Source organism: Antarcticirhabdus aurantiaca, from assembly GCF_009765365.1.
In the GTDB taxonomy this organism is placed as follows: domain Bacteria; phylum Pseudomonadota; class Alphaproteobacteria; order Rhizobiales; family Rhizobiaceae; genus Antarcticirhabdus; species Antarcticirhabdus aurantiaca.
Genome location: NZ_VTOM01000006.1, coordinates 240,230 through 264,314 on the forward strand (window position 1 = coordinate 240,230; position 24,085 = coordinate 264,314).

Consider the following 24,085-nt stretch of genomic DNA (forward strand, 5'->3'; position numbering starts at 1 on the left):
ACCGGGACGGGTGGAGACTAAATGCGGCGATTTAACGTGTCGTTAGCCAGAGGGGCCGCCAGTCCGTCAGGACCAGCAGGCACGCTCGGGTTGCGGACGTGCGGCGCTCCGCTTGCTTGCCCCCCTTCAGCTCGGGACGCGGAATTCCCCTGGGCCGATCGATCGCCGCGCGAGACAGGGCCATGGCGGCCAACATCTCGAGCCGGCCGGCCCGCGCCGTTTCCTCGTCGCCGTCGCCGTCCTTGCGGCTCTCGGCTTCCCGGTGGGATCGTCAGAACAGGTCGACGGAGAAGCGCTTGGACAGGCCGAGGCCGAACGTGAACTGGTCCTCCGAGCCCTCCTCCTGCACGACGGGCGAGTCCTTGGCGTCGCCGACGAGGCGCATGTAGGAGCCTTCGGCATTGAGGAACCAGGTGGGCGCGAACTCGTAGCGCGCCGAGGCCTCGAGGCCGACCGACTTGAAGCCGCCATCGGCCTCGAAGGCGTCGAACTTGCCCCCCGAACGGACGAACTCGTCCGGGTCGACGCCGAAATAGGTGTCCATGTAGTCGTCGGAAGCGAAGGTGGCGCGCGGGCCGGCCTTCAGGAGCAGCGCCTGGCTCGGACGGGCGATGGCGTTGGCGCCGAGCGCGCCGACGAAGCCCTCCGCACCGCCGAAGGCGTAGCGCGCCTCGCCGTAGATCTCGGCGTTCTCCCACTCGTAGCCGAGCTTCAGGCCCGCCTCGTAGGTCGCGTCGACGTCGTCGAGACCGTCGAGGTCGTCGTCGTCCCGCTCGCCGTTGTAGCCGAAGGACGGACCGATCGAGAGGCCGCCGCCCTGCGGGTTGATGCTGCCGAAGGTGACGAGGCCGGGGATGCTGAGATAGTCGAGGCCGAGGATCGGCCAGGGCGAGGCCTCGTAGTCGTCCGAGCCCTCGTATTCGGGCGAGACCGCGACGCCCGCGCCGAGTTCGAACACCGCGTCGATGCGCTCGTCGGGCGTGGCCACGCCCTGCGGCGGCAGTTCGTAGGGGTCGGCGGCCAGCGCCGGCGCGTCGCTCGCCGCAGCCAGAGCGAGAACGGCGAAGGAAAGAACGGCGCGGCGGCTCATGAACGGTCTCCGGATAAGGGTCGCGGGAGGGTCGAGGACCTGCGCGCCTCGGCATCCGGTGTACCGCAGGGGCCCTTACCGGCAAGCTGCATCCGGGCACGCCGACGCCGCGAAAGCGTCGCGGCTGCGCTTCGCCGCGCCAGCGTGGCAGCGGAGCCACATGCGAATCGATGCGATCGGCGGCTTTTTCCCGCCCCTCCGGTTCAGCTCAGGGCTGCGATGGTCTAACTTCGGCGCGCGTCCGCGTAAGGCTGCCGGAAAGCGGCACCCGGCGCGGCTGCGAGTTTCGATTTGGGAGGATGTTTGGTGAAACGCAGATCATTCCTGGCCAGCGCGGTCGCCGCGCTCGCCGTCGGCTCGGCCCTCGTCTTCGGCAATCCGGCCCACGCGCAGAGCGACTTCCCCTCGCAGCCGGTCACGCTGGTCGTGCCCTTCGCGGCGGGCGGCTCGACCGATCTCGTGGCGCGCCTCATCGCCCAGAAGATGAGCGAGACGCTCGGCCAGCAGGTGCTCGTCGACAACAAGGGCGGGGCCGGCGGCAATCTCGGCGCGGGCTACGTCGCGCAGGCCGAGCCCGACGGCTACACGATCCTGATGGGCACGATCGCCACCCACGCCCTCGCCCCCTCGCTCTACAGCAACCTGCCCTTCGACCCGGTGACGGACTTCGAGCCGATCGCCCTCCTCGTCACCGTGCCGAACGTCCTCACCGTCAACAAGGACTATCCGGCCAACACGGTGCAGGAGCTGATCGCCAAGCTGAAGGAGAACCCGGGCGGCGAGACCTGGTCGTCCTCGGGCAACGGCACGCCGCTGCACCTGTCGGGCGAGCTCTTCATGAAGCTGACCGGCACCGAGATGGTGCACGTCCCCTACAAGGGCTCGGGCCCGGCGCTCATCGACGCGATCTCGGGCGCGGTGCCGATCAACTTCGACAACCTTCCCTCCTCGACCGAGTACATCAAGGCCGGGCAGCTCAAGGCCCTGGCGGTGACGACGAAGACGCGCGCCGCGAGCTTCCCGGACGTCCCCACCATGGAGGAGGCGGGCGTCCCGGGCTACGAGACCAACACCTGGAACGCGCTCTTCGCCCCCGCCGGCACGCCGCCGGAGGTGATCGCCAAGCTGAACCAGGCGGCGAACGAGGCGATCTCCGATCCGGCGCTGAAGGCCCGCCTCGCCGAGGTCGGCGCGACCACGGTCGGCGGCACGCCCGAACAGCTCGCCGAGCACGTCAAGACCGAGATCGCCCGCTGGAAGCCGGTGATCGAGGAAGCCGGCGTCAAGATCGAGTAGCGCGCCCCGCCAAGGCCTCCCGCGGCAGGTCGCGGGAGGCTTCGATTCACCAGTTCGACGAGTTTCGCCGAGGAAACCCATCCACGGCCACGGAACGTGAGGACGTGGCGACCGACTTCCCTTAAGGCAGGGACGCGCAGACGTTGCGCGGCTAACGGCGGCTGGCGGCCCGTGGAACGGGCGCGGGGCCGGCGCGGCTGTCACCTCACGAAAGCCATCTCAGCGATGAAGACCCTTCTCCTCGGGGCGCTTGCCGCCCTCGCTCTCGGTTCCGCCGCCAGCGCCGAGACCCTCCAGTTCCCGAGCGACGCGCCGGTCGCGTCGATCACCGTGCCGGAGGGCTGGACGGGCGAGGAGACCGAGGCCGGAGGAATCCAGGCCTTCTCGCCGGACGAGACCGTGTCCTTCTACGTCGACGTCGCCGCGTCCGAGTCCGCCGAGAAGGTGCTGACCGACGCGGCGAGCTTCCTGGACGAGAACGGCGTGACCATCGACGCGGCGAGCCAGCAGGACGGCACCGGAACGATCAACGGCATGCAGGCCGGCCTCACCAGCTGGAACGGCCAGGACGAGAACGGTCCGGTCAAGATCACGCTGGCGGCCGTGACCGCCTCGCCCCAGAACCTTCTGATCATCACCTACTGGGCGAGCCAGGAAGGCGGCGAGACGAACGACGCCGCGGTCCAGGCGATGGTCAACTCGCTGACCCCGGCCCCGTAAGCCGAACCGCGACGCGCTCAACGAAGGGCCGGGGGATCGGCGATCCCCCGGCCCTTTTTCGCGTTCGCGAGCAGGCTCAACGCGCCCCGAGCGCGGCCAGGATGCGCGCCCAGGAGCGCTGGCCCTTGGCGTAGGACGTCATCTCGTACTTCTCGTTCGGGCTATGGATGCGGTCGTCGTCGAGGCCGAAGCCGACGAGGAGCGAGGGCATGCCGAGGCGGCGCTTGAACTCGCCGACGACGGGGATCGAGCCGCCCATGCCGATCAGCACCGCAGGCTTCGGCCATTCGTCCGACAGCGCCTGGCGGGCGGTGGCGACGACGTCGGAATCGAAGGGCAGCTGGATCGCCGGCGAGCCGCCGTGCTCGTGGAACTCGACGGTCACGTCGGCCGGCAGGCGCTCGCGCACGAAGCGGCGGAAGTTCTCGCGGATCGCCGCCGGATCCTGGTCGAAGACGAGGCGGAACGAGACCTTCGCCCGAGCCTCGGCCGGGAGCACCGTCTTGAAGCCGCGGCCGGTATAGCCGCCCTCGATGCCGTTCACCTCCGCCGTCGGGCGGGCCCAGATCTTCTCCAGGACCGAGCGCCCCTCTTCGCCCGCCGGCACCGACAGGCCGACCGCGCCGAGGAACTCGGCCTCGGAGAAGGGCAGCTCGTTCCAGAGCTTGCGGATGTCGTCCGGCAGTTCCGAGACGCCGTCGTAGAAGCCGGGGATCGTCACCCGGCCGGTCTCGTCGTGGAGGCTGCCGAGGATCCGGGCGAGGATGGTGATGGGGTTGGCCGCCGCACCGCCGAACATGCCGGAATGCAGGTCCATCGAGGCCGCGCGGATCGTGATCTCCTCGCCGACGAGGCCGCGAAGGCCCGTCGAGATCGCCGGTGTTTCGCGGTCCCACATACCGGTGTCGCAGATCAGCGCGACGTCGGCGGTCAGCTCCTCGCGGTGGGCGTCGAGGAAGGGCAGGAGCGAGGGCGAGCCGGATTCCTCCTCGCCTTCCAGGAAGATCGTGACGCGGCAGGGCAGCGAGCCGGTCTCGGCGATAAAGGCGCGGCAGGCCTCGACGAAGGTCATCAGCTGGCCCTTGTCGTCGGCCGAGCCCCGCCCGACGATGCGGGCGGTTCCGTCGGGCATGGTCACGACCCGCGGATCGAAGGGATCGGCCTCCCAGAGGTTCAGCGGGTCCACCGGCTGGACGTCGTAGTGGCCGTAGAACAGGACGTGCGGCGCACCCTCGCCGGCGCCGTCGTGGTGGGCGACCACCATCGGATGCCCCGGCGTTTCGACGAGGCGGGCCTTGAAGCCGATCGCGTCGAGGTCGCCCGCGAGCCACTCGGCCGCGCGCCGGCAGTCGCCGGCATAGGCGGGGTCGGTGGAGATCGAGGGGATGCGCAGGAGGTCCTTGAGGCGCTCCACCGACCGGTCGAGATTGAGGTCCAGGCAGGACAGGACGGCGTCGAGATCGGCCATGGCGGGATCCTTCGTGAAGGCTGTTCGTGCGCTCCTGGTTAGGCGCAGCCTTCCCGGCGATCAAGCCGCGCCGGCCGCGTCCGCCCGGCTGGGCGCGGCGGAGCCCCTAGTCGTCCAGCTTGCGCGCTTCCGAGGCCAGCATGATCGGGATGCCGTCGCGGATGGGAAAGGCGAGCTTGGCGGCGGCGGAGACGAGCTCGTTGCGCCGGTGGTCGTAGCTGAGGGTCGTCTTGGTGAGCGGGCAGACCAGAAGCTCCAGGAGCTTGGGGTCGGGCCGCGTGTCGCGGGAGCGCGGCGCGGCGGGCTGCACGGGCGCCGCTGGTGTCTCGTCGGTCATGCCTGATCCGTCCCTATTGCAGCGTCGGCGTGCTGCCGTCGTCGGTGCGCTCGCGGGCGACGCCGATCTCGGTGATGGCGACGAGCGTTTCGGCGCGCGTCTTGAGATCGCCGGCTTCCAGGAGCGCCTGCTTCTCCGGCGGGCCGTAGGGCAGCATCATCGACAGCGCGTTGACCAGGGTCTCGTTGGAGGACTTGGTGACGCTTTCCCAGTCCGCTTCGAGCTGGTTGGCCTCGAGATAGAGCCGGAAGGCGCGCAGGAGCTCGCTCCGGTCGACCTCCGCGGCCCCAGCGGAGGGGTCGAGGTCGCTCAGGAACGGCGCGATCCGGCAGCGGCGATAGGGATCGTCGCTCGGCAGCTCCGCGTCGACGCGGAAGCGCACGACGCCGTGCAGCGTGATGATGTAGCGCCCGTCGCCGCTCTCGGAAAAGGAGGTGATGCGCCCCAGGCACCCGACCGCGCAGAGCTCGGGCTCGCCGTCGGCGCGCTGCGCGCCGTCGAGCCGCGGCTGGATCATGCCGATCAGGCGGTCGGAGGCGATGGCGTCGTCGATCAGGGCGAGGTAGCGCGGCTCGAAGATGTTGAGCGGCATCTGCCCGCCGGGCAGAAGCAGCGCGCCGGCGAGCGGAAACACCGGAACGATCTCCGGCAGATCCTTCTCGTCCGCAAAGGTGCGGTTTCCGGCTTGAACCACGTCGACATGCTCCCCTGGCCGCGCGGCGCAGGGGCCGCGGGGATGGTGATCTGGATCGCGGCCGCCCGCCGCCAAGTCCCGGAGGAAAAAAGCGAAGCGGGCGCGCGAACCGTTACGAGAAGAGCAGCGAGGAAAGGCGGCGGCGCGCTTCCTTCGTCGCCGGGTCGGTCGGCCCCCAGGCGTCGAAGAACTCCAGGAGCTTGCGCCGCGCGCCGTCCTCGTTCCAGGCGCGATCGCGCCGGATGATCTCGAGGAGCTGCGTCGCCGCCTCGTCGCGGTTCCCCTTGGCCTGGGCGATGAGGGCGAGGTCGTAGCGCGCCTGGTGGTCGTCCGGGTTCGCCTGGAGCCGGCCGGCGAGCGAGACGGGGTCGCCGAGCTTGGCGATCTCGTCGAGGAGCTTCAGCCGGGTGCGCACCGCGGCCAGCGCCTTGTCCTCGTTCGCCTCGGCCGGCAGGGCGTCGACCAGCGCCTTGGCGCGGGCCGCGTCGCCGGCGTCGAGGAAGCACTCGGCAAGGCCCGCCGTCGCCGGGCCGTTCTCCGGCTCGTGCTGGAGGACGGCGGCGAAGAGCTGCGCGGCGCCGGAAGCGTCGCCCGCCGCCAGCATGGCACGGGCCTGGGAGAGCGCCTCGGCGACCGGGTCGCCCCCGGCCTCGCCACCGCCGCCCGCCATCGCCACGAGGCGGTCGATGAAGGCCTTCACCTCGCCCTCGGGCAGCGCGCCCATGAAGCCGTCCACCGGCTGGCCGCCGACGAAGGCGAACACGGCGGGGATCGACTGGACGCCGAGCTGGCCGGCGATCGAGGGGTGCTCGTCGATGTTCATCTTGACGAGCTTCACGCGGCCGCCGGCCGCGCGCACGGCCTTTTCGAGGATCGGCGTCAGCTGGCGGCAGGGGCCGCACCAGGGCGCCCAGAAGTCGACGAGGACGGGCTGGCGGCGCGATTCCTGGAGGACGTCGGCGGAGAACTTCGCGGTGGTCGTGTCCTTGACGAGGTCGGCCGCCTCCGCGTCCGGCGCGGGCGCCGCGCCGGCAGGCGCCTTGGAGACGGTCTGCGCGCCGTAGGGATTGCCGTAGCCGCCGCCATTGCCGCCCCGGGCATTGCCGCCGCCGAAACCGAAAGGAGAATTGCTCATGCGTCGCCCTGCGTGTCGCTCGGGTTCTCGGGCCTTGCCTCCGGGGCGGGCAGATCGAGAACGAGGGGTTCGTGCCCGGTGGATCGAAAGAACGCCATCAGGTCCGCCGGCCGAAGCGACGTCGTCGCCTCGTTCGTCAAGGGATGGCAGTTCACCATATCGTGCGACAGAAGGGTGCGATCAAGCACGACCTCGACGCGGCGGGACTCGTCGTTGATGACGCCGAAGGCGGTGACGGCGCCGGGGGTCACGCCGAGGAGCTCCATCATCGCTTCGGGGCTGGCGAAGGAGAGGCGGCCGGCCGCGCCGAGCATCTTGGACAGGGCCTTCAGATCGATCTGCGCCTCCTCGTCGGCGACGACGAGGAAATGGCGGCCCTTCTTGTCCTTGGCGAAGAGGTTCTTGGTGTGGGCGCCGGGGATGGTGCCGCGCAGGGCCTGGCTGTCGGCGACGGTGAAGAGCGGCGGGTGGGTGACGGTCGAGACCTCGATCCCCTGCACACTAAGATAGCGGAACAGTTCCTCCGGCGTCGTCGCCATTCCTCGCCCTCGCGGTCGTCATAGCCCCGAGTCGGGCCGGGGCGGATCGGCAGACATCTAGGGGGAGCGAGGGTGCGGGGGCAAGCGCGTGAGCGTTTCAGCACAAGGCGCTGCGACCCTCGCCCGCTTGCGGGAGAGGGTGGCCCGAAGGGCCGGGTGAGGGTGTCGGCCGCGAAGCGGCCATGCAAAGAACCCGCACGACGCAGCGCCTGCGATGAGCCACCCTCATCCCCCTGCCGGGACCTTCTCCCGCCAGCGGGAGAAGGGAGCTTGCCTCACCTCGCCGGGACGAAGTCCTCGCGCATGGGGGTGAAGACGTCGAGGAGGACGCCGGCTTCCAGCGCCCTGGCGCCGTGGATCGCATCGGGCGGCACGAGGAAGCTGTCGCCGGCGGTCAGGCGCCGGGGCTCGCCGGCGATCTCGATCTCGAAGGCGCCGCTCTCGACGAGCGAGCACTGGATGTGCGGGTGGCTGTGGAGCGGGCCGACGGCGCCGGCCTCGAAGCGCACGCGCACCATCATCACGCCCGGGCCGTAGGTCAGCACCTTGCGGGTGACCCCCTCCCCCGCCGGCTCCCAGGGCAGGTCCGCGTCGTGGGCGAAGGGCTCGTTCAGTCGGTTCATCGGGCTTGTCCTCATCGTGTTCAGCGGGCGAGCCAGCCGCCGTCGACCGGCAGCACGATCCCGTGGACGTAGTCGGAAGCGGGCGAGGCGAGGAAGACGGCGGCCCCGCCGATCTCGCTCGGCTCGCCCCAGTGGCCGGCGGGGATGCGCGACAGGATCGCGGCGTTTCGCGCCTCGTCGGACCGAAGCGCCTCGGTGTTGTTGGTGACGAAGTAGCCGGGCGCGATGGCGTTGACGTTGATGCCCTTGGCGGCCCACTCGCAGGCGAGCAAGCGCGTCAGGCCGGCAAGGCCGCTCTTCGAGGCGGTGTAGGAGGGAATGCGGATGCCGCCCTGGAAGGACAGAAGCGAGGCGATGTTGATCACCTTGCCGCCCCGCCCGTCCGCGAGCATGCGCCGGGCAAGGGCCTGCGTCAGGAAGAAGGTCGTCTTGAGGTTCACGTCCATCACCGCGTCCCAGTCGGCTTCGGTGAAGTCGATGGCATCGGCGCGGCGGATGATGCCGGCATTGTTGACGAGGATGTCGACGCGGCCGGGCTCGGAAGCTTCCGCCACCACGCGCTCCACCGGCTCGATGCTGGACAGGTCGGCCAAGACGGCGCGGAAGGGGGCGCCGGCCTGTCCGACAAGCGCCTGCGTCTCGTCCATGGCCGAGCGGCCGACCGCGACGATGCCGGCGCCGGCCTGCGCGAGCGCAACCGCGATCGCCTGGCCGAGGCCGGTGTTGGCGCCGGTGACGAGGGCGGTCTTGCCCCGGAGGTCGAAGGGCGATGCCGCCATCAGCGCAGGTCCTCGATCGCCACCATGTCCATGTCGGTGAAGTCCTGGTTGTCGCCGCCCATCGCCCAGATGAAGGCGTAGGCGCTGGTGCCGACGCCGGAATGGATCGACCAGCCGGGCGACAGGACGGCCTCCTCGTTGGCGACGACGAGGTGGCGCGTTTCCTGCGGCTCGCCCATCAGGTGGACGACGCGCTGGCCGGCGGGCAGGTCGAAGTAGAGGTAGACCTCCGAGCGTCGGTCGTGGACGTGGGCCGGCATCGTGTTCCACAGGCTCCCCTCCTCGAAGACGGTGAGGCCGAGAAGGAGCTGGCAGGAGCGGCAAACGTCGGGGTGGATGTACTGGTTGATGGTGCGCCGGTTGGCCGTCCTGTCCTCGCCGAGCCGCACCTTGCGGGCGGTCTCGGCATTGATCGCGACGGTGGGATACGAGGCGTGGGCCGGGGTCGAGACGAGGTAGAACTTAGCCGGCTTTTCAGGATCCAGGCTCTCGAAGACGACCTCGCCGGCACCCATGCCGACATAGAGCGCGTCGCGGGCCGACAGCGCGTAGGTCTCCTCGCCGATCCGGACCCGGCCGGGCCCGCCGACATTGACGATGCCGAGCTCGCGGCGCTGGAGGAAGCTCGCCGTGCCGATCGCCTTCGGGGCGGGCAGCGGCAAAGGCTCGGGCCCGGGCACGGCGCCGCCGACGACGAGGCGGTCGATGTGGCTGTAGGTGAGCGTCACCTCGCCCGGGCGGAACAGGCTCTCGATCAGGAAGTGGCGGCGCAGCTCGGCGGTGTCGAAGCGGCGGACGGCTTCGGGGTGGCAGACCTGGCGGATGTCGACGGACGTTTCGGTCATGGGATGCCTTTTCAGCGGAACAGGCTCGGCAGCCACATGGACAGTGCCGGCACGTAGGTGACGAGGAGGAGAACGGCGACGCTGGCGCCCAGGAACGGCCAGATCGTCTTCATCGCCTCGCCGATGGTGATCTTGCCGACCGCGCAGCCGACGAAGAGCACCGAGCCGACGGGCGGCGTGTTGAGGCCGATGCCGGCGTTGAGGATCATCACGATGCCGAAGTGGACCGGGTCGATGCCGAAGGCCTTCACCACGGGCAGGAAGATCGGCGTGCAGATGATGATCATCGGCGCCATGTCCATGAAGGTGCCGAGGAGAAGGAGCGCGATGTTGATCAGGAGAAGGACGACGATCGGGTTGTCGGAGATCGACTGCATGAAGGCGATTGCCGCCTGCGGCACCTGGAGGAAGGCCATGAGCCAGCCGAAGGAGGTCGCCGTGCCGATGACGAGGAGCACCATGGCCGTCGTTCGCACCGCGCCGAGGGTGGCGTGGACGAAGTCGGTCCAGGTGAGCTCGCGGTAGACGAAGGCGGTCACGGCCGCGGCGTAGAAGACCGCGATCACCGAGCTTTCGGCCGCCGTGAAGATGCCGGAGCGCACGCCGCCGAAGATCAGGCCGATGAGGAGGATGCCGGGCATCGCCGAGAGGAGGTAGGCGAAGACCATGGCGACGCCCGGGAAGGGCTCCGACGGATAGCCGCGGCGGACCGCGACGACGTAGGCGGTCACCATCAGCGCGGCGGCGAGAAGCAGCCCGGGGATGATGCCGGCGGTGAAGAGGTCGGCGACCGACACGATGCCGCCGGCGGCGATCGCGTAGATGATCATGTTGTGCGAGGGCGGCACGAGCAGCGCGATGATCGCGGCGTTGACGGTCACGTTGACCGCGTAGTCCTTGGCGTAGCCGCGCTTCTCCATCTGCGGGATCATGATGCCGCCGACCGCCGAGGCGTCGGCGATGGCCGAGCCCGACACGCCGCCGAAAAAGGTCGAGGCGACGATGTTGACCTGGCCGAGGCCGCCGCGCAGGTGCCCGACCATGGAGGCGGCGAAGCGGATCAGCCGGTCGGCGATGCCGCCGCGGATCATCAGGTCGCCGGCGAAGATGAAGAAGGGGATCGCCATCATCGCGAAGGCGTTCATGCCCGCGTTCAGCTGCTGGAACACGACCACGGGCGGCAGGCCCATGTAGAGGACGGTGGCGAGCGAGGCGATGCCGAGGCAGAAGGCGACCGGCGTGCCGATCATCAGAAGAAGGGCGAAGGTGCCGAAGAGGATCGCGAGGGCCATGGGCGTCACTCCGGCCGGATGATGATGGGGCGGTCGAGGGGGATGTCGGCCGCTTGCGGGTCCGCGTCGGGCGCGACCAGCGGTTCGGCCTCGCCGAGGAGGACGAGGCGCGCGAGCTTCTCGGCCGCGAAGAGGGTGATCAGCGCCCCGCCGACGGCGAGCGGCAGGTAGTCCATGCCCTGGGGCACCGCGAGGCCGGCCATCTTGGCGGGCCAGGTCTCGATCGTGAGCTGTGCCCCGTACCAGGCCATGCCGGCGCCGAAGAGGATCACGAGGACTTCCGTCACGAAGAGCATGGCGAGGCGAAGCGGGCGAGGCGCGTAGTGGAGCCCGGTTTCGAAGCCGAGATGGTTGCCCTCGCGAACGCCGACCGCCGCGCCGAGGAGGATGAACCAGCTCATCAGGAGGAGCGAGGCCGGCTCGGTCCAGCTGGGCGAGGCGTTCAGCGCGTAGCGGCCGAAGACCTGCCAGCCGACGAAGAGGGTCATGAGCACGAGGCCGACGCCGGAGATCCAGAGCGCGAGGTTCGACAAACGCGAAAGGAGGGGCGGCAGCGCGGAGGCGAGGACGCGCATGGAGGTGCCTGTCGATGGGGACGGGAGATGACGGGTCGGCGGGGCGCGTCGGCGCCCCACCGGACGGGAGAACGCGCCGCCTCACTCGGTGGTGCGGATCGCCTCGACCATGGCCTTGAGCTCGGGGGTGCCGGCATACTTCTCGTAGATCGGCTGCATGGCCGCGACGAAGGGCGCCTTGTCGACCTCGTTGGCCTCGATGCCGGCGGCGCGGACCTTGGCCTCGGCCTCGCCGGAGCGGGCCTCCCAGAGCTCGCGCATCCTGGCGACCGACTCCTTGGCGGCGGCGCGCACGATCTGCTGGTCCTCGGGGGTCAGCCGGTCGTAGCTCGTCTTCGACATCACGAAGACTTCCGGCGAGAGCGAGTGCTGGGTGATCGAATAATACTTCGCCACCTCGAAGTGGCGGAAGCTCTCGTAGGAGGGCCAGTTGTTCTCCGCCCCGTCGACGACGCCGGTCTGGAGGGCCGAATAGACCTCGCCCGGAGGCATGGGCGTGGCGTTGGCGCCGAGCGCGTTGACCATGTCGAGGAAGAGGTCGGACTGGATGACGCGGACCTTGAGGCCCTTCATGTCGTCGAGCGTCCTGATCGGGTGCTTGGAATTGTAGAAGGAGCGCGCGCCCGAATCGTAGAAGGCAAGGCCGACGAGGCCGAGCGGCTCGAAGCTCTTCAGGATCTCCTCGCCGACCGGCCCGTCCATGACGGTGCGCATGTGCGCGGTGTCGCGGAAGATGAAGGGCAGCGCCGGGACGACGGTCGCGGGGACGAGGTTGTTGAACGGCCCCATGTTGACGCGGTTGAGGTCGATGACGCCGAAGCGCGTCTGCTCGATGGTTTCCTTCTCCTGGCCGAGCTGGGCGGAGTGGAAGACCTGGACGGCGATGCGCCCGTCGGTGCGCTCCTTGAGGAGCTCGCCGAAATACTTCACCGCCTCGACGGTGGGGTAGCCGTCGGGGTGGATGTCGGCCGAGCGCAGGGTGACCTCCTGCGCGAGAGCGGAGGTCGAGGCCGGGCCGGCGGCCAGAAGGGCGAGCGCGGCGACCGTGCCGAGGGCGATTGCGCGGAATGTCATGACGATCCTCCCGAAGAAGTGCCCCCGCCACGACACGCGTCGCTTGTCCTCCCAGACGGCGGGCACGAGAATGGTGCAGCGGGCTCGGATTGCCCGGCGCGACTTGTATGGTAGTATAGGCTTGAATGGCGCGCAAGCCGCGAGGGAGAACCGCATCCATGAGCTTGTCGATCGCCGCGCCGCCGGGACTCCCCTCCTCGCTGTCGAGCGCCCAGCGCGTGGAGGCCGAGCTGCGCCGCGCGATCGTGTCCCTCGACCTGCCGCCGGGCACGCGCTTGTCGGAGCAGGAGATCGCGCTGCGCTACGGCGTGTCGCGCCAGCCGGTGCGCGAAGCCCTGATCGCTCTCGCCCGCACGCGCCTCGTCGAGATCCTGCCGCAGCGCGGCACCGTGGTGGTGAAGTTCTCGGCGCGGAAGATGATGGAGGCGCGCTTCGTGCGCGAGGCGGTGGAGTGCGCCGTGGTGCGCCGCGCCGCGCAGGCCTTCGCGCCGCAGAGCCGCGAGCGGATCGCCGACCTCCTGGTGATGCAGGAGATGGTGGCGGCGCGCGGCGACCATGCGAGCTTCCAGCGCTACGACGAGATGTTCCACGTGGAACTGACGGAGGGCGCCGGCTTCGGCCTCGCCTGGGAATCGATCCGCGACATCAAGGCCCACATGGACCGGGTCTGCCACCTGACCCTGCCGGGCGCCGAGGCGATGATCCCCCTGATCGAGCAGCACAAGGCGATCATGGCCGCGATCGACGCAGGGGATGCCGAAGCGGCGGAGGGCGCGATGCGCCACCACCTGACCGAGATCCTGCGGGCGCTCCCCAAGGCGGAGGCCGCCCATCCGGACCTGTTCGAATAGGACCGGTCGAACCCTGCGCTTCACGCGATTGCGATTTGAAGCGGCGGGCCGCGGCACAACGTTTCGGGGAACGCGACACCGCCGATCCTCGTGAGCCCCGCCATGACCGTTGCCGCCCGCGCCCTTCGCCCGCGCACCACCCTCGTCGGGGTCGCGGCGCTCGCCGCGCTCACCACCACCGGGGCGCTCGCCCATCACGGCTGGTCCTGGGCGGAGGCCGACCAGATCGAGCTCACCGGCGAGATCCGCGAGATCTATGTCGGCCCGCCCCATCCGGTGCTGCGCGTCGCCGCGGCGGACGGCGACTGGACGGTCGAGCTCGGCAACCCCAATCAGACGCGCCGCGCCGGCTTCACGGACGAATCGGCCGCCGTCGGCGACAGCATCACCGCGCTCGGCAACCGGTCCGAGGACGCCTCGGAAAAGCGCATGAAGGCCGTGCGCATCACCGTGCGCGAGCGGACCTACGACATCTATCCCGACCGCATCCGATCGAACTGACGCGGCGGTGGAGGGCTTCGCCGAGCTCGTCGCGGCCTGGCCGGGCGCGCGATTCCTTCGCCAGTCGCTCGTCGCCTACCCGCTCGTCAACGCCCTCCACATCCTCGCCATCGCGCTCGTCGCCGGGCCGATCCTCGTTCTCGACCTGCGCATCCTCGGCGCCTTTCGCGCCATCCCCGCCGCGCACCTCGCGCGGCCCCTCGCCCGCACCGCGGCGGTCGGCGTCGGGCTCGCCCTCGTCACCGGCGCGCTCCTGTTCTCGACGCGGCCGGCCGGCTACCTCGCCAATCCCGCCTTTCTCCTGAAGGTCGCGCTCGTCGGCCTCGGCATCCTCAACGCGCTCGTCATCCGCGCGACGCCGGGCTGGCGCCGGCTCCTCGCGGGCGCAGAGCCGGGCGCTCCCGACCGGGCCCTCGCCCTGGTCTCGGCCGCGACCTGGATCGCCGCCATCCTCGCCGGCCGCTGGATCGCCTTCGTCGAGTGACGCCAAGTCTTGCGTCAGGCCGGGGCGGAGGGCGGCGCCGACTGGGGAAGGATGAAGGGAATGCCGGGTGCCGGAGCGCGGCCGACGGGAAGGGCGAGGCCGTAGACCCGCGCCACGAAGCCGTCGTCCACCACCTCGGCGGGCGCTCCGTCCGCGACGATCCGGCCGCCCGCCAGCGCGACGATCCGGTCGGCGGCGCGGATGGCGAGGTTGAGGTCGTGGAGGATGGCGAGAACGCCGAGGCCGCGGGCGGCCATCGCGCGGGCGACGCCGAGCGCGTGCAGCTGATGGCGAAGGTCGAGGCTCGCGGTGGGCTCGTCGAGGAGAAGGAAACGCGGCACACCGCCGTCACCGTCGCCTTCCGCCGCCTCGACCTGCGCGAGGGCGCGGGCGAGGTGGACGCGCTGGGCCTGCCCGCCCGACAGGGTCGAGACCGGGCGGTTCTCGAAGCCGGCGAGGTCGACGCGGGCGAGCGCGCGCCGCGCCAGCTCCTCGCCGCGGCGCCGCGGCGCGCCGCCGGCCTCGGCGCCGAAGGCCACGATCTCGGCGGCCGTGAAGGAAAAGGCGAGCTGGCTCGCCTGGGACATGACGGCGCGCCGCCGGGCCAGCGCGCGGGGGTGGAGCGTCGAGAGCGGCCGGCCGTCGAGGCGCGCCGCGCCGGCGCTCGGGGCAATCTCGCCGGCGAGGAGGCGCAGAAGCGTCGACTTGCCGGCGCCGTTCGCCCCGACCACGGCCACGACCTCGCCGGGGCCGAGGCGGATGGTCACGCCGGACAGAACCGGCGCGCCGCCGAGCGAGACCGAGCAGTCCACCGCGTCCAGCATCTCAGGCACCGAGCGTCGCGCGGCGCTTCAGCACCAGCCACAGGAAGACCGGGGCGCCGAGGCAGGCGGTCAAGATGCCGATCGGCAGCTCGGCCGGGGCGACGAGGGTGCGCGCTCCCAGATCGGCGAGAAGCAGGAGCGTCGCGCCGAGAAGCGCGCTCGCCGGCAGGAGCGCGCGGTGGTCGGGCCCGACCGCGACGCGCAGGAGATGGGGCGCCAGAAGCCCGACGAAGCCGATGATGCCGGACACCGCGACGGCCGCGCCGACGCTCGCCGCCACCGCCAGGACGCCGAGCCGTTTCAGCCGCTCGACGTCGATGCCCAGGTGAAAGGCCTCCGCCTCGCCGAGCGCCGCGGCGTTCAGCCCCCGCGCCATGAAGGGCGCGGCGCAGGCGAGCGGCAGCATCAGCGGCAGGGCGCCGAGCGCCTTCACCCAGGTCGCGCCGCCGAGGCCGCCCATGGTCCAGAAGGTCAGTTCGCGCAGCTGCCCGTCGTCGGCGACGAAGACGAGAAGGCCCGTCAGCGCGCCGAAAAGCGCCGTCAGCGCGATGCCGACGAGCAGCATGGCCGCGACCGAGGTGCGGCCCGAGACCGTCGCGAGGCGCTTGAGGACGAGCGTCGCCGCGAGCCCGCCGACAAAGGCCGCGACGGGCAGGAGATAGGGGCCGAGCCCCGGCGGCAGCCGTTCTTCCGCCCCGCGCCCGAGCACGATCACCGTGACCGCGGCGAGCGCCGCCCCCGACGACACGCCGACGAGGCCGGGATCGGCCAGCGGGTTGCGGAAGAGGCCCTGCATCACCGCGCCCGACAGGCCGAGCGCGGCACCGACGAGGATCGCGAGAACGGCGCGCGGCAGGCGGATGTCGAGAACGATGGCGGCCGTGGTCGGATCGAGGGCGGCGCGCCCGTCGCCGAGCGCCGTGCCGAGCGCCCGCGCCACCGCGGCGGGACCGAGGCCCGCGGCGCCCAGCGACAGCGAAGCGAAGGCGGCGAGCGCCAGGAGGACGAGCCCGACAAGGATGCTCGCCCGGCCGAGCCGGCGCGGCCGCGCGGCGGGAAACGGGGCGAGCGCGGACGCTCTCAACCGTTCGACCCGGCGGCGGGCTCGGGAAGAACGAGGCCGGGATGGAGCTTGGATGCGAGGTCCCGCAGGGCCGCGGCCGTGCGCGGGCCGAAGCCGAGGAGATAGGAGCCGTCGAAGGACAGGATCGCGCCGGCCTTCGCCGCCGGCGTGCCGCCGAGCGCGGGGTCTGCGGCGATGGCCGCCGTCATGGCGGCGTCGGGGGCGGCCCCTCGCGCCATGGTGACGATCACCGCGGGCGCGGCGACGAGCGAGGCCTCGGGCGTCGCCGGCTTGTAGCCGGACAGGTCGGCGAAGACGTTTGTCGCCCCCGCCAGCTGCAGCATGGCGTCGGCCGCCGTGCCGCGGCCGGCGACGAGCGGCGCGGCGCGCGGCGGCGTCATGACGAACGCGACGCGGGGCTTGGGCGCGGCGGCGAGCGCGGCCGCGACGGCGTCGATCTCGGCCTTCGTGCGCGCCGCGAGCGCCTCTCCCTTCTCCGGCTCGCCCGCGGCGGCCGAGACGGCGCGGATGAGCGCGGCGACGCCCTCGGCGCTCGGCTGGTTGGGAACGGTCACGAAGGGAATGCCGGCGGCCTGGAGCACCGCGATCGCTTCGGGCGGGCCGGAGCCCTCGGCTGCCAGGATCAGGCTCGGACGCGCGGAGAGGACGCCCTCCGCGCCGAGCTGGCGCATGTAGCCGACGTCGGGCCGGGCCTCGGCCGCGGCGGGATAGGTGCTCGTCGTGTCCACCGCGACCACCCGCTCGCCGAGGCCGAGCGCGAAAAGGGTTTCCGTGACGGCGCCGCCGATCGAGACGATGCGCGAGGTGTCGGAGATCTCGACCGAGCGCCCGGCCGCGTCGGTGACGCGGATCGGCCCGGCACCGGCGGGCGTGGCGGCGAGAAGGCTCGTCGCGGCGAGAAGGAGGGCGGCGAGCCCGCGGCGGAACGGCATGGGCGGCGTCCTCACTTCGTCAGGATGAGCTTGTTGTTGGAGGTCAGGCGCAGCCGGTAGAGCTCGGCGCCGTGCGCGATGAGGAGCTCCCGGCGGCCGCCGAGAAGCGTTCGCGCCTCGACGGGCACGGCTTCGTCGGGGCGGCTCGACGCTCCGGCCGGCTGCGGTGCGCGCGCGTCTTCGACCATGCTGCTCGCCTCCTGTGGCCGATCCGTCACAGCTCGTGGGCGCCGGACCGGATTGGCCGTGGAAACAGCACGGGCTAAAGTTGACTGTCAAGATCAACATATTCTACCGGAAGGACGCGCCGGGACCGGCGCCCTGACCCGCTAGCCAGCCACGCGCGTCCCCCGCCCAGCCAGCCAGTCGGCCGCTTCCCGTTGTTTCGAGGATCCGCCCCATGGCCCGCCGCTTTCCGTCCCGTCACGCCACACGCCTCCTGCGCGGCGGCGGTCTCCTGGCGCTGTGCGCGCTGCCCGCCGCCGCGCAGGAGGCGCCCGCGGCCGGGGACACCCCATCCGGCATCGTCGTGAACCTCGACACGGTGACGGTGCTGGCGGACCGCCGGCCGGCCTCGGCGATCACCTCGCTCGGCGGCGTCAGCGTGGTGACGCGGCCCGAGATCCGCCGCTTCGAGCCGGACACCATCGGCGAGGTGCTCGCCACGATCCCGGGCGTGGCGGTCGCCTCGCGCGACGACGATCCCGGCGTGTCCCCCAACATCCGCGGCCTTCAGGACTACGGCCGCGTCGCCGTGCTGGTGGACGGCGCCCGGCAGAACTTCCAGGTGACGGGGCACAACGCCAACGGCGCCTTCTACGTCGACCCGGCCCTTCTGGCCGGCGTCGACGTGGTGCGCGGCCCCGTCGCCAACGCCTACGGCTCGGGCGCCATCGGCGGCGTCATCTCCATGCGCACGCTGGGCCTCGACGACCTCCTGGACCCGAGCGAGGCCTACGGCGCGCGGCTCGGCGGCAGCGCCGGGCTCAACGGGCCGAACGGCTTCGGCACGCTGGAAGCGGGCGCCTATCTCAGCGACGACGTCGACGTCTTCGCCGCCGGCGTCCTGCGCCGCGTCGAGGACTACGACGACGGGGACGGAAACGAGGTGAGGAACACCGGCTTCGACGTCGGCTCGGGCGTCGCCAAGGCGCGCCTGCGCCCCTTCGAGGGCCACGAGGTGGAGCTGTCCGGCCTCCTCTACGACACCGACTTCACCTCGTCGACGGGCGGCGGCGCGGACCGCGACACGGACGTGACCAACCGCACCTACCGCCTGTCCTACGCCGTCGACGATCCCAACACCGACCTTCTCAACCTGAACGCCGCGGTCTACCGCACCGAGACCGACTACCGGCAGCGCTTCCTCGACGAAGGCGGGGGCGAGCGAAGCGTCGACGTCGAGACCACCGGCTTCGACGTTTCGAACAGCGCCGAGGCGATCCTCACCGAAAGCCTCCTCGCCACGCTGACGGTCGGCGGCGACCTGTTCCGCGACGACGTCGAATCGCGGGACTCGGTCGGCACCACCGAGCTCTTCACCCCGTCCGGCCGGCGCACGGTCGGCGGCGGCTTCGCGCAGGCGCAGTTCGACTACGACGAGTGGCTGCAGGTGACGGTGGGCGGGCGCTACGACCGCTTCAGCCTCGACAGCGGCGCCAACGAGAACGAGGGCGACCGCTTCTCCCCGAAGATCGGCGTCGGCGTGACGCCGGTGCAGGGCTTCCAGATCTACGGCCTCTACGCCGAGGGGCTGCGCGCGCCGGCCCTGTCGGAAGCGATCGTGTCGGGCTTCCACCCGGCGCCGGCGGCCTTCGAGTTCCTGCCCAATCCCGACCTGTCGCCGGAGGTCGGCCGCACGCTCGAGGCCGGCGTCAACCTGTCCTACGACGACCTCCTGATGCCCGGCGACGCCTTCCGCGCCAAGGTCTCGGTCTATCGCAACGACGTCGAGGATTTCATCAACACGGTGACGACCGACCGCGCGGGCGTCCTCAACCCGTGCGTGGCGAGCGTTCGCGGGCGCTGCGTCGCGCGCCTGCCCTTCGACGCCATCACCTACGCCAGCATCGAGGAGGCGCGGCTGCAGGGGCTGGAGGTCGAGGCCGCCTACGACGCCGGCTGGGGCTTCGTCGGGCTGGGCGGCACGCTGAACGAGGGCGAGAACAAGGACACGGGCGCGCCGCTGAACAGCGTTTATCCCGACCGCCTGACGGCGACGGCGGGCCTTCGCGCCCTGTCCGACACGCTGACCTACGGCGCGCGATTCCACCTCGTCGATTCCAAGGACGCCGACGAGGTGTCGGACGCCGCCCTCGCCACGTCCGGCTACGGCCTCGTCGACCTCTTCCTCGCCTACGAGCCGACGGAGAACCTGCGCTACCACGCCGAGGTCAAGAACCTGTTCGACAAGCGCTACGTCGAGTATTCCGGCGGCGGATCGTCGGAAGCCTTCCCTGCGCCCGGCTTCGAGGCGAAGGTCGGCATGAGCATCAAGTTCGCCGCGCCCAAGGCGCTGAAGTGACCCCAAGGAGAACACGAACCATGTTCATCGCGATGAACCGCTTCAAGGTGGTGAAGGGATCGGAGGAGGAGTTCGAGGCGATCTGGCGCGGGCGCCGCTCGCAGCTCGACGCGATGCCGGGCTTCCGCTCCTTCCACATGCTGAAAGGACCCGAGCGCGAGGATCATCGCCTCTACGCCTCGCACACGGTCTGGGCCTCGCGCGCCGACTTCGAGACCTGGACGCGCTCCCAGGCCTTCCGCGACAGCCATTCCGGCGCCCCGCGCTCGAAGCCGCTCTACCTCGGCCATCCCGACTTCGAAGGCTTCGAATCGATCGAGGACCTGGAGATCGACGCCCGCGCCTGAGGCGGGCGCCCCGGGGCGATGCGGTCGCGCCTTCGCATATCGCGACTGCACGCCGGGCGGCGCTGCTCCATCTCGGCTGGCGCATCGAACCGCCGACCGGGGAAAGGCGCCGGCCCTTGGATTTCCTGACGCTGGACGCGCTGACCTCCCTGGCCCAGATCGTCATGATCGATCTCGTGCTGGCCGGCGACAACGCGCTGGTGATCGGCCTCGCCGTCGCGGGGCTGGCGCGCGAGCAGCGCTCGAAGGCCATTCTCGCGGGCATCGCCGCGGCGACCGTTTTGCGCATCGTGCTGGCGCTCAGCACGCAGGCGCTGCTCGGCTTCGGCGGCGCGCTGCTCGTCGGGGGCGGGCTCCTGCTCCTCTACGTCTGCTGGCGCATGTGGCGCGAGCTGCGCGCCTCCCGCCGCCGGCGCGCCGAGGCCGAGGCGGGCGAGGAGACCGCGGCGCCCAAGTCGCTCGCGCAGGCCGTGCGCCAGATCGTCGTCGCCGACGTGTCGATGTCGCTCGACAACGTTCTGGCGGTGGCTGGCGCCGCCGGGGGCCACCAGGGCGTCCTGGTCGTCGGGCTCGTCTTGTCGATCGCGCTGATGGGGCTCGCCGCGAGCTTCATCGCCCGCCTGCTGCAGCGGATGCCCTGGATCGCCTATCTCGGCGTCGCCATCATCCTCTACGTCGCCGTCGAGATGATCCTGAAGGGGATCGAGCAGCTGTGGCCCGGCACGGTTCCCTCCGTCCTGGTGTGACGTGAGCCAGGGCCGCGGGCACGCAACCGTGACCGCTCCGCGACTGCAGCCCAGCCATGCAAAAATAAGGGGTACCGCAGCGCACGCGGATCCTTATCTTCGGTTTGTCATTCGCAGGGTAGTTTCTCCTCCCATCAGCTCCCTGCGGATCGCCCCGAGGCATCCTCCTCCCAGCCAAGGGGCACTCTTCAGCGCCTGCCGGTCCTCCCCCGGCAGGCGTTTTTGTTTGTTTCCCAAGCATGCTTGTTCCGACGAGCGAGGGTGGGCGCCGCGGCCCTCCCAGACCACGGCGCCCGAGCGCGAGACGTCACCGCCTGCAAGCGCTTGAGGTCGCGTTATAGCGCTGCGTCTGCGCGAAAGCGAACCGGTCCGCGCCGACCGCGGCGCCGCCCGGGACGCGCCCCGATCCGCGGGTTTCTCGCATCCACCCGCCGGTAAGGACGATCGGGAAAAGTCAGGCGCGCTTAACTTCGAGCGCATCGTCCGGGCCCTAGAACGCTGGCGGGTGCCGTTCTCCGGAGGGTCGGGCGTGTTTGTGGAAGAAGTTCTCGTCCGCTCGATCAGCGACCTCGGCGCCACCGCCCCGGTCGCTTCGATCGCGCCGGACGGCCGGGCCGTCCTCGGGCGCTCCGCCGCCGGCCCGCGCGGGGCCCCCGCGTGACGATCCCGCCCTGCCGCCTCCGGGCGATCCCGCCTGCACCGACCGGTCCTTGCCGAAGGGCGAGCCCCTCGCCGTTCCCTCGCCGCTTTCCAGAAGACTTGCGCGACCGCGCAGGAGATGCCGCATGACCACGTCCGACACCGCCGACCGCCTTTATCGCCTCCTCGTGCAGGGCGTGTCCGACTACGCGATCTACCTGCTCGACGCGGACGGGCGGGTGCGAACCTGGAACGCCGGCGCGCGCAAGGCCAAGGGCTACGAGGACGAGGAGATCGTCGGCCGAAACTTCTCGGTGTTCTATTCCGAGGCCGAGCGGGCGCGCGGCGTGCCGCGCGAGAACCTTCGCCTCGCCCTGGAGACGGGTCATTTCGCCGAGGAGGGCTGGCGCTACCGCAAGGACGGCTCGCGCTTCTGGGCGAGCATCCTGATCGACCCGATCTTCGACGAGGACTGCGGCCTCCTGGGGTTCGCCAAGATCACGCGCGACCTGACGCGCCAGCGCGAGACCGAGCACCGCCTCGCCCATCAGGCCGGCCACGACGCCCTGACCGGGCTGTCGAACCGCACGACCTTCTTCGACAGGCTGGACGACGAGATCGGCCAGATCGTCTACGGCGGCAGCCTCGCCGTCCACTACGTCGACCTCGACCGCTTCAAGCCGATCAACGACACCTTCGGCCACCAGGTCGGGGACGACGTCCTGCAGATGGTGGCCGCGCGGCTGAAGACGCTCGCCGGCCCGAAGAGCCTCGTCGCGCGCTTCGGCGGGGACGAGTTCGCCGTGCTGCAGTTCGGCAGCCCGACGGTCGAGATGGCGGCGGGGCTGGCCGCGCGCATCGTCGCCGCGCTGTCGGAGCCCTTCGCCGTCAAGAACGCCATCGCGATGATCGGGGCTAGCGTCGGCATCGCGCACGCGCCCACCCACGGCGAGGATGCGGCGAGCCTCCTGCGCAACGCGGATCTCGCGCTCTACAAGGCCAAGGAGGAAGGCCGCGCCCGCTTCCGCGTCTACGACGAGGCGATGAGCGCGCGCGCTCTGTCGCGCGGGGTCATGGAGCTGAAGCTGCGCCAGGCGCTGCGCACGAACGACTTCGAGCTGGCCTTCCAGCCGATCCTCGACGCGGGCGCGATGCGCACCATCGGCTTCGAGGCGCTGCTGCGCTGGCGCGACCAGACGGGGACGCCGATCTCGCCGGCCGAGTTCGTGCCGATCGCCGAGGATCTCGGCCTGATGCCGGAGCTCGGCGAATGGGTGCTCCGCACGGCCTGCCGCGAGGCCGCGGCCTGGGACGAGGAGCTCGGCATCGCCGTCAACGTGTCGCCGACCCAGCTTCGCGACCGCAACTTCGTCGAGATCGTGAAGCGGGCGCTCGCCGACACCCGCCTACCCCCGCACCGCCTGGAGATCGAGATCACCGAGACGGCGATCCTCACCGACGTCGACCTGATCCGGGACGTCCTGGAGGCGCTGCGGTCGCTGGGCGTCCAGGTCGCGCTGGACGACTTCGGCACCGGCTTCTCGTCGCTGGCGCTGGTGAAGCAGCTTCCCCTGACCCGCATCAAGATCGACCGCAGCTTCGTCAACAGCCTGGACGGCACGAGCCGGTCGACGGCCGTCGTCCGGGCCGTCCTGTCGCTGTGCGAGGGCTACGGCCTGACGAGCACGGCGGAAGGGGTTGAGACGCCGGAGCAGCTCGCGATCCTGATCGAGCACGGATGCCACAACGTCCAGGGCTTCCTGACCGGGCGCCCGATGCCCGCCTCGCAGGCCTCGGCGCTCCTGCGCGGAAGCCGGGCGGAGGGCGAGGCGCCGAGCGAGAGCGCAAGGGGCGACCGGCGCCGGACGGCGTGAACGCGAAAAGCGGGGCGGCCGCTGCACGGCCGCCCCGCCAAGATCTTACTTCGCGGCCTGGGCCGCCTCCTCGATCACCTTGGCGACGGCTTCGGCCTGCGAGATGTAGAGAGCGTGGCTGCCCTCGATCTCCGTCACCTTGGCGCCGGCGCGCTTGTACATCGAGCGCTGGAGGTCGGGATTGAGCGTCATGTCGTCCTTGGCGACGATGCCGTAGCTCGGCTTGTCGTGCCAGGACGCGACGGGCACCGGCGCCTGGAAGGCGGAGACCGCCACCGGCATCTGGGATTGCGCCATGAACTCGGCCTGCTCCTTGGGGAGGTCGGCGCCGAAGTCGGCCGGGAACTTGGCGGGGTCGAGGAACAGGAAACCGTCCGGCGTCGGCTTGATGTCGCTGGTCGGCGAGGGCATCGAGCCGACGAGGCCGGCCGTCGTCTCGCCCTTCTCCGGCTGGAGCGCGGCGACGTAGACGAGCGCCTTCACCTTCGGGTCGTCGCCGGCCGCGGTGATGATCGTGCCGCCGTAGGAATGGCCGACGAGCACGGTGTCGCCGTCCTGGCGCTCGAGAACGCGCTTGGTGGCGGCGACGTCCTGATCGAGGCCGGTCAGCGGCTGCTGGACGACCGAAACGGTGTAGCCGTCGCGCTTGAGGATGTCGTAGACGCCGCGCCAGCCCGATCCGTCGACGAGCGCGCCGTGGACGAGGACGACGTTCTTGGCCTGGGCGAAGGCGGGCGCCGCCAGGGCCGCCGAGGACAGGAGCATCGCGGCGAAGGCGAGGCCGGCATTCCGGAGCTTGGACATGGTCGAGT

The 24,085-nt window shown here is 71.0% G+C and carries 27 protein-coding genes; 10 read left to right on the top strand and 17 right to left on the bottom strand.

The features are described from left to right. Positions 1 to 271: 271 nt before the first annotated feature. Entirely contained in the window at positions 272 to 1,090 is an 819-nt protein-coding gene (locus tag FZN60_RS09545; RefSeq protein WP_158873241.1) for a MipA/OmpV family protein, read from the bottom strand. Positions 1,091 to 1,396: 306 nt separating this feature from the next. On the opposite strand from FZN60_RS09545, the gene FZN60_RS09550 reads away from it, so the two are divergent. Both FZN60_RS09550 and FZN60_RS09555 read left to right on the top strand, forming a co-directional pair. Then, positions 1,397 to 2,386, top strand: coding sequence for a Bug family tripartite tricarboxylate transporter substrate binding protein (locus FZN60_RS09550; protein WP_158873242.1), 990 nt, complete (start codon positions 1,397 to 1,399; stop codon positions 2,384 to 2,386). Between the two features lie 225 nt (positions 2,387 to 2,611). Further along, on the top strand, positions 2,612 to 3,106 hold the full coding sequence (locus tag FZN60_RS09555) for a histidine kinase (RefSeq protein WP_158873243.1): 495 nt from the start codon (positions 2,612 to 2,614) through the stop codon (positions 3,104 to 3,106). Positions 3,107 to 3,182: 76 nt separating this feature from the next. Here FZN60_RS09555 and FZN60_RS09560 read toward each other — a convergent pair whose 3' ends face one another. From FZN60_RS09560 to FZN60_RS09610, 11 genes are all read right to left on the bottom strand, one after another. After that, a complete protein-coding gene (locus FZN60_RS09560; protein WP_158873244.1) occupies positions 3,183 to 4,574 on the bottom strand; it encodes a dipeptidase in 1,392 nt (463 codons plus the stop codon). Positions 4,575 to 4,680: 106 nt separating this feature from the next. After that, on the bottom strand, positions 4,681 to 4,911 hold the full coding sequence (locus FZN60_RS09565) for a Trm112 family protein (RefSeq protein ID WP_158873245.1): 231 nt from the start codon (positions 4,909 to 4,911) through the stop codon (positions 4,681 to 4,683). Between the two features lie 13 nt (positions 4,912 to 4,924). After that, positions 4,925 to 5,605 (bottom strand): LON peptidase substrate-binding domain-containing protein, encoded by a 681-nt coding sequence (locus FZN60_RS09570; RefSeq protein WP_158873246.1) that lies wholly within the window; start codon positions 5,603 to 5,605, stop codon positions 4,925 to 4,927. A 112-nt stretch (positions 5,606 to 5,717) separates the two neighbouring features. Continuing rightward, positions 5,718 to 6,740 (bottom strand): thioredoxin family protein, encoded by a 1,023-nt coding sequence (locus FZN60_RS09575; protein WP_158873247.1) that lies wholly within the window; start codon positions 6,738 to 6,740, stop codon positions 5,718 to 5,720. Then, on the bottom strand, positions 6,737 to 7,279 hold the full coding sequence (locus FZN60_RS09580) for a prolyl-tRNA synthetase associated domain-containing protein (RefSeq protein ID WP_158873248.1): 543 nt from the start codon (positions 7,277 to 7,279) through the stop codon (positions 6,737 to 6,739). Before FZN60_RS09580 ends, FZN60_RS09575 begins: the two co-directional genes overlap by 4 nt. A 275-nt stretch (positions 7,280 to 7,554) precedes the next feature. Beyond that, complete coding sequence (locus FZN60_RS09585; protein WP_158873249.1) at positions 7,555 to 7,902, bottom strand: cupin domain-containing protein; 348 nt, start codon at positions 7,900 to 7,902, stop codon at positions 7,555 to 7,557. Between the two features lie 20 nt (positions 7,903 to 7,922). Then, on the bottom strand, positions 7,923 to 8,681 hold the full coding sequence (gene kduD, locus FZN60_RS09590) for a 2-dehydro-3-deoxy-D-gluconate 5-dehydrogenase KduD (protein ID WP_158873250.1): 759 nt from the start codon (positions 8,679 to 8,681) through the stop codon (positions 7,923 to 7,925). Then, positions 8,681 to 9,526, bottom strand: coding sequence for a 5-dehydro-4-deoxy-D-glucuronate isomerase (kduI, locus tag FZN60_RS09595; protein WP_158873251.1), 846 nt, complete (start codon positions 9,524 to 9,526; stop codon positions 8,681 to 8,683). Before kduI ends, kduD begins: the two co-directional genes overlap by 1 nt. An 11-nt stretch (positions 9,527 to 9,537) precedes the next feature. Further along, on the bottom strand, positions 9,538 to 10,818 hold the full coding sequence (locus FZN60_RS09600; RefSeq protein ID WP_158873252.1) for a TRAP transporter large permease: 1,281 nt from the start codon (positions 10,816 to 10,818) through the stop codon (positions 9,538 to 9,540). 5 nt (positions 10,819 to 10,823) lie between these two features. After that, positions 10,824 to 11,393: a TRAP transporter small permease gene (locus FZN60_RS09605; RefSeq protein WP_158873253.1), complete on the bottom strand. Its 570-nt coding sequence runs from the start codon at positions 11,391 to 11,393 to the stop codon at positions 10,824 to 10,826. 81 nt (positions 11,394 to 11,474) lie between these two features. Beyond that, positions 11,475 to 12,467, bottom strand: coding sequence for a TRAP transporter substrate-binding protein (locus tag FZN60_RS09610; protein ID WP_158873254.1), 993 nt, complete (start codon positions 12,465 to 12,467; stop codon positions 11,475 to 11,477). A 158-nt stretch (positions 12,468 to 12,625) separates the two neighbouring features. Here FZN60_RS09610 and FZN60_RS09615 point away from each other — a divergent pair, with 158 nt between their 5' ends. From FZN60_RS09615 to FZN60_RS09625, 3 genes are all read left to right on the top strand, one after another. Then, the gene (locus tag FZN60_RS09615) at positions 12,626 to 13,318 is read left to right on the top strand and encodes a GntR family transcriptional regulator (protein WP_158873255.1); all 693 of its coding nucleotides are present in this window, start codon (positions 12,626 to 12,628) and stop codon (positions 13,316 to 13,318) included. 102 nt (positions 13,319 to 13,420) lie between these two features. After that, positions 13,421 to 13,819 carry a DUF6152 family protein gene (locus tag FZN60_RS09620; protein WP_158873256.1) on the top strand — a complete coding sequence of 133 codons (399 nt, stop codon included), beginning with the start codon at positions 13,421 to 13,423 and terminating at the stop codon, positions 13,817 to 13,819. A 7-nt stretch (positions 13,820 to 13,826) separates the two neighbouring features. Then, entirely contained in the window at positions 13,827 to 14,303 is a 477-nt protein-coding gene (locus tag FZN60_RS09625) for a DUF2214 domain-containing protein (RefSeq protein WP_158873257.1), read from the top strand. A 14-nt stretch (positions 14,304 to 14,317) separates the two neighbouring features. Here the strand turns inward: FZN60_RS09625 and FZN60_RS09630 are convergent, their stop codons facing one another. From FZN60_RS09630 to hemP, 4 genes are read right to left on the bottom strand one after another with little or no spacing between them, the layout of a single operon-like run. Continuing rightward, complete coding sequence (locus tag FZN60_RS09630) at positions 14,318 to 15,127, bottom strand: heme ABC transporter ATP-binding protein (protein WP_158873304.1); 810 nt, start codon at positions 15,125 to 15,127, stop codon at positions 14,318 to 14,320. 1 nt (position 15,128) lies between these two features. After that, positions 15,129 to 16,211: a FecCD family ABC transporter permease gene (locus FZN60_RS09635; protein WP_158873258.1), complete on the bottom strand. Its 1,083-nt coding sequence runs from the start codon at positions 16,209 to 16,211 to the stop codon at positions 15,129 to 15,131. Next, the gene (locus tag FZN60_RS09640) at positions 16,208 to 17,143 is read right to left on the bottom strand and encodes a heme/hemin ABC transporter substrate-binding protein (RefSeq protein WP_158873259.1); all 936 of its coding nucleotides are present in this window, start codon (positions 17,141 to 17,143) and stop codon (positions 16,208 to 16,210) included. Before FZN60_RS09640 ends, FZN60_RS09635 begins: the two co-directional genes overlap by 4 nt. Before the next feature lie 11 nt (positions 17,144 to 17,154). Next, complete coding sequence (gene hemP / locus FZN60_RS09645; protein WP_158873260.1) at positions 17,155 to 17,331, bottom strand: hemin uptake protein HemP; 177 nt, start codon at positions 17,329 to 17,331, stop codon at positions 17,155 to 17,157. 212 nt (positions 17,332 to 17,543) lie between these two features. Between hemP and FZN60_RS09650 the strand changes: the two genes are divergently transcribed. From FZN60_RS09650 to FZN60_RS29220, 5 genes are all read left to right on the top strand, one after another. Further along, positions 17,544 to 19,667 carry a TonB-dependent hemoglobin/transferrin/lactoferrin family receptor gene (locus tag FZN60_RS09650; protein WP_158873261.1) on the top strand — a complete coding sequence of 708 codons (2,124 nt, stop codon included), beginning with the start codon at positions 17,544 to 17,546 and terminating at the stop codon, positions 19,665 to 19,667. Positions 19,668 to 19,687: 20 nt separating this feature from the next. Continuing rightward, entirely contained in the window at positions 19,688 to 20,014 is a 327-nt protein-coding gene (gene hmuQ / locus FZN60_RS09655; RefSeq protein ID WP_158873262.1) for a heme-degrading protein HmuQ, read from the top strand. Positions 20,015 to 20,130: 116 nt separating this feature from the next. After that, positions 20,131 to 20,760 (top strand): YjbE family putative metal transport protein, encoded by a 630-nt coding sequence (locus FZN60_RS09660; RefSeq protein ID WP_255475923.1) that lies wholly within the window; start codon positions 20,131 to 20,133, stop codon positions 20,758 to 20,760. A gap of 529 nt (positions 20,761 to 21,289) precedes the next feature. Beyond that, complete coding sequence (locus tag FZN60_RS29130) at positions 21,290 to 21,421, top strand: hypothetical protein (protein WP_255475924.1); 132 nt, start codon at positions 21,290 to 21,292, stop codon at positions 21,419 to 21,421. 124 nt (positions 21,422 to 21,545) lie between these two features. Further along, positions 21,546 to 23,273: a putative bifunctional diguanylate cyclase/phosphodiesterase gene (locus FZN60_RS29220; RefSeq protein WP_158873263.1), complete on the top strand. Its 1,728-nt coding sequence runs from the start codon at positions 21,546 to 21,548 to the stop codon at positions 23,271 to 23,273. Positions 23,274 to 23,318: 45 nt separating this feature from the next. On the opposite strand, the gene FZN60_RS09670 is transcribed toward FZN60_RS29220, so the two are convergent. Next, the gene (locus tag FZN60_RS09670; RefSeq protein WP_158873264.1) at positions 23,319 to 24,077 is read right to left on the bottom strand and encodes an alpha/beta fold hydrolase; all 759 of its coding nucleotides are present in this window, start codon (positions 24,075 to 24,077) and stop codon (positions 23,319 to 23,321) included. Positions 24,078 to 24,085 lie beyond the last annotated feature (8 nt).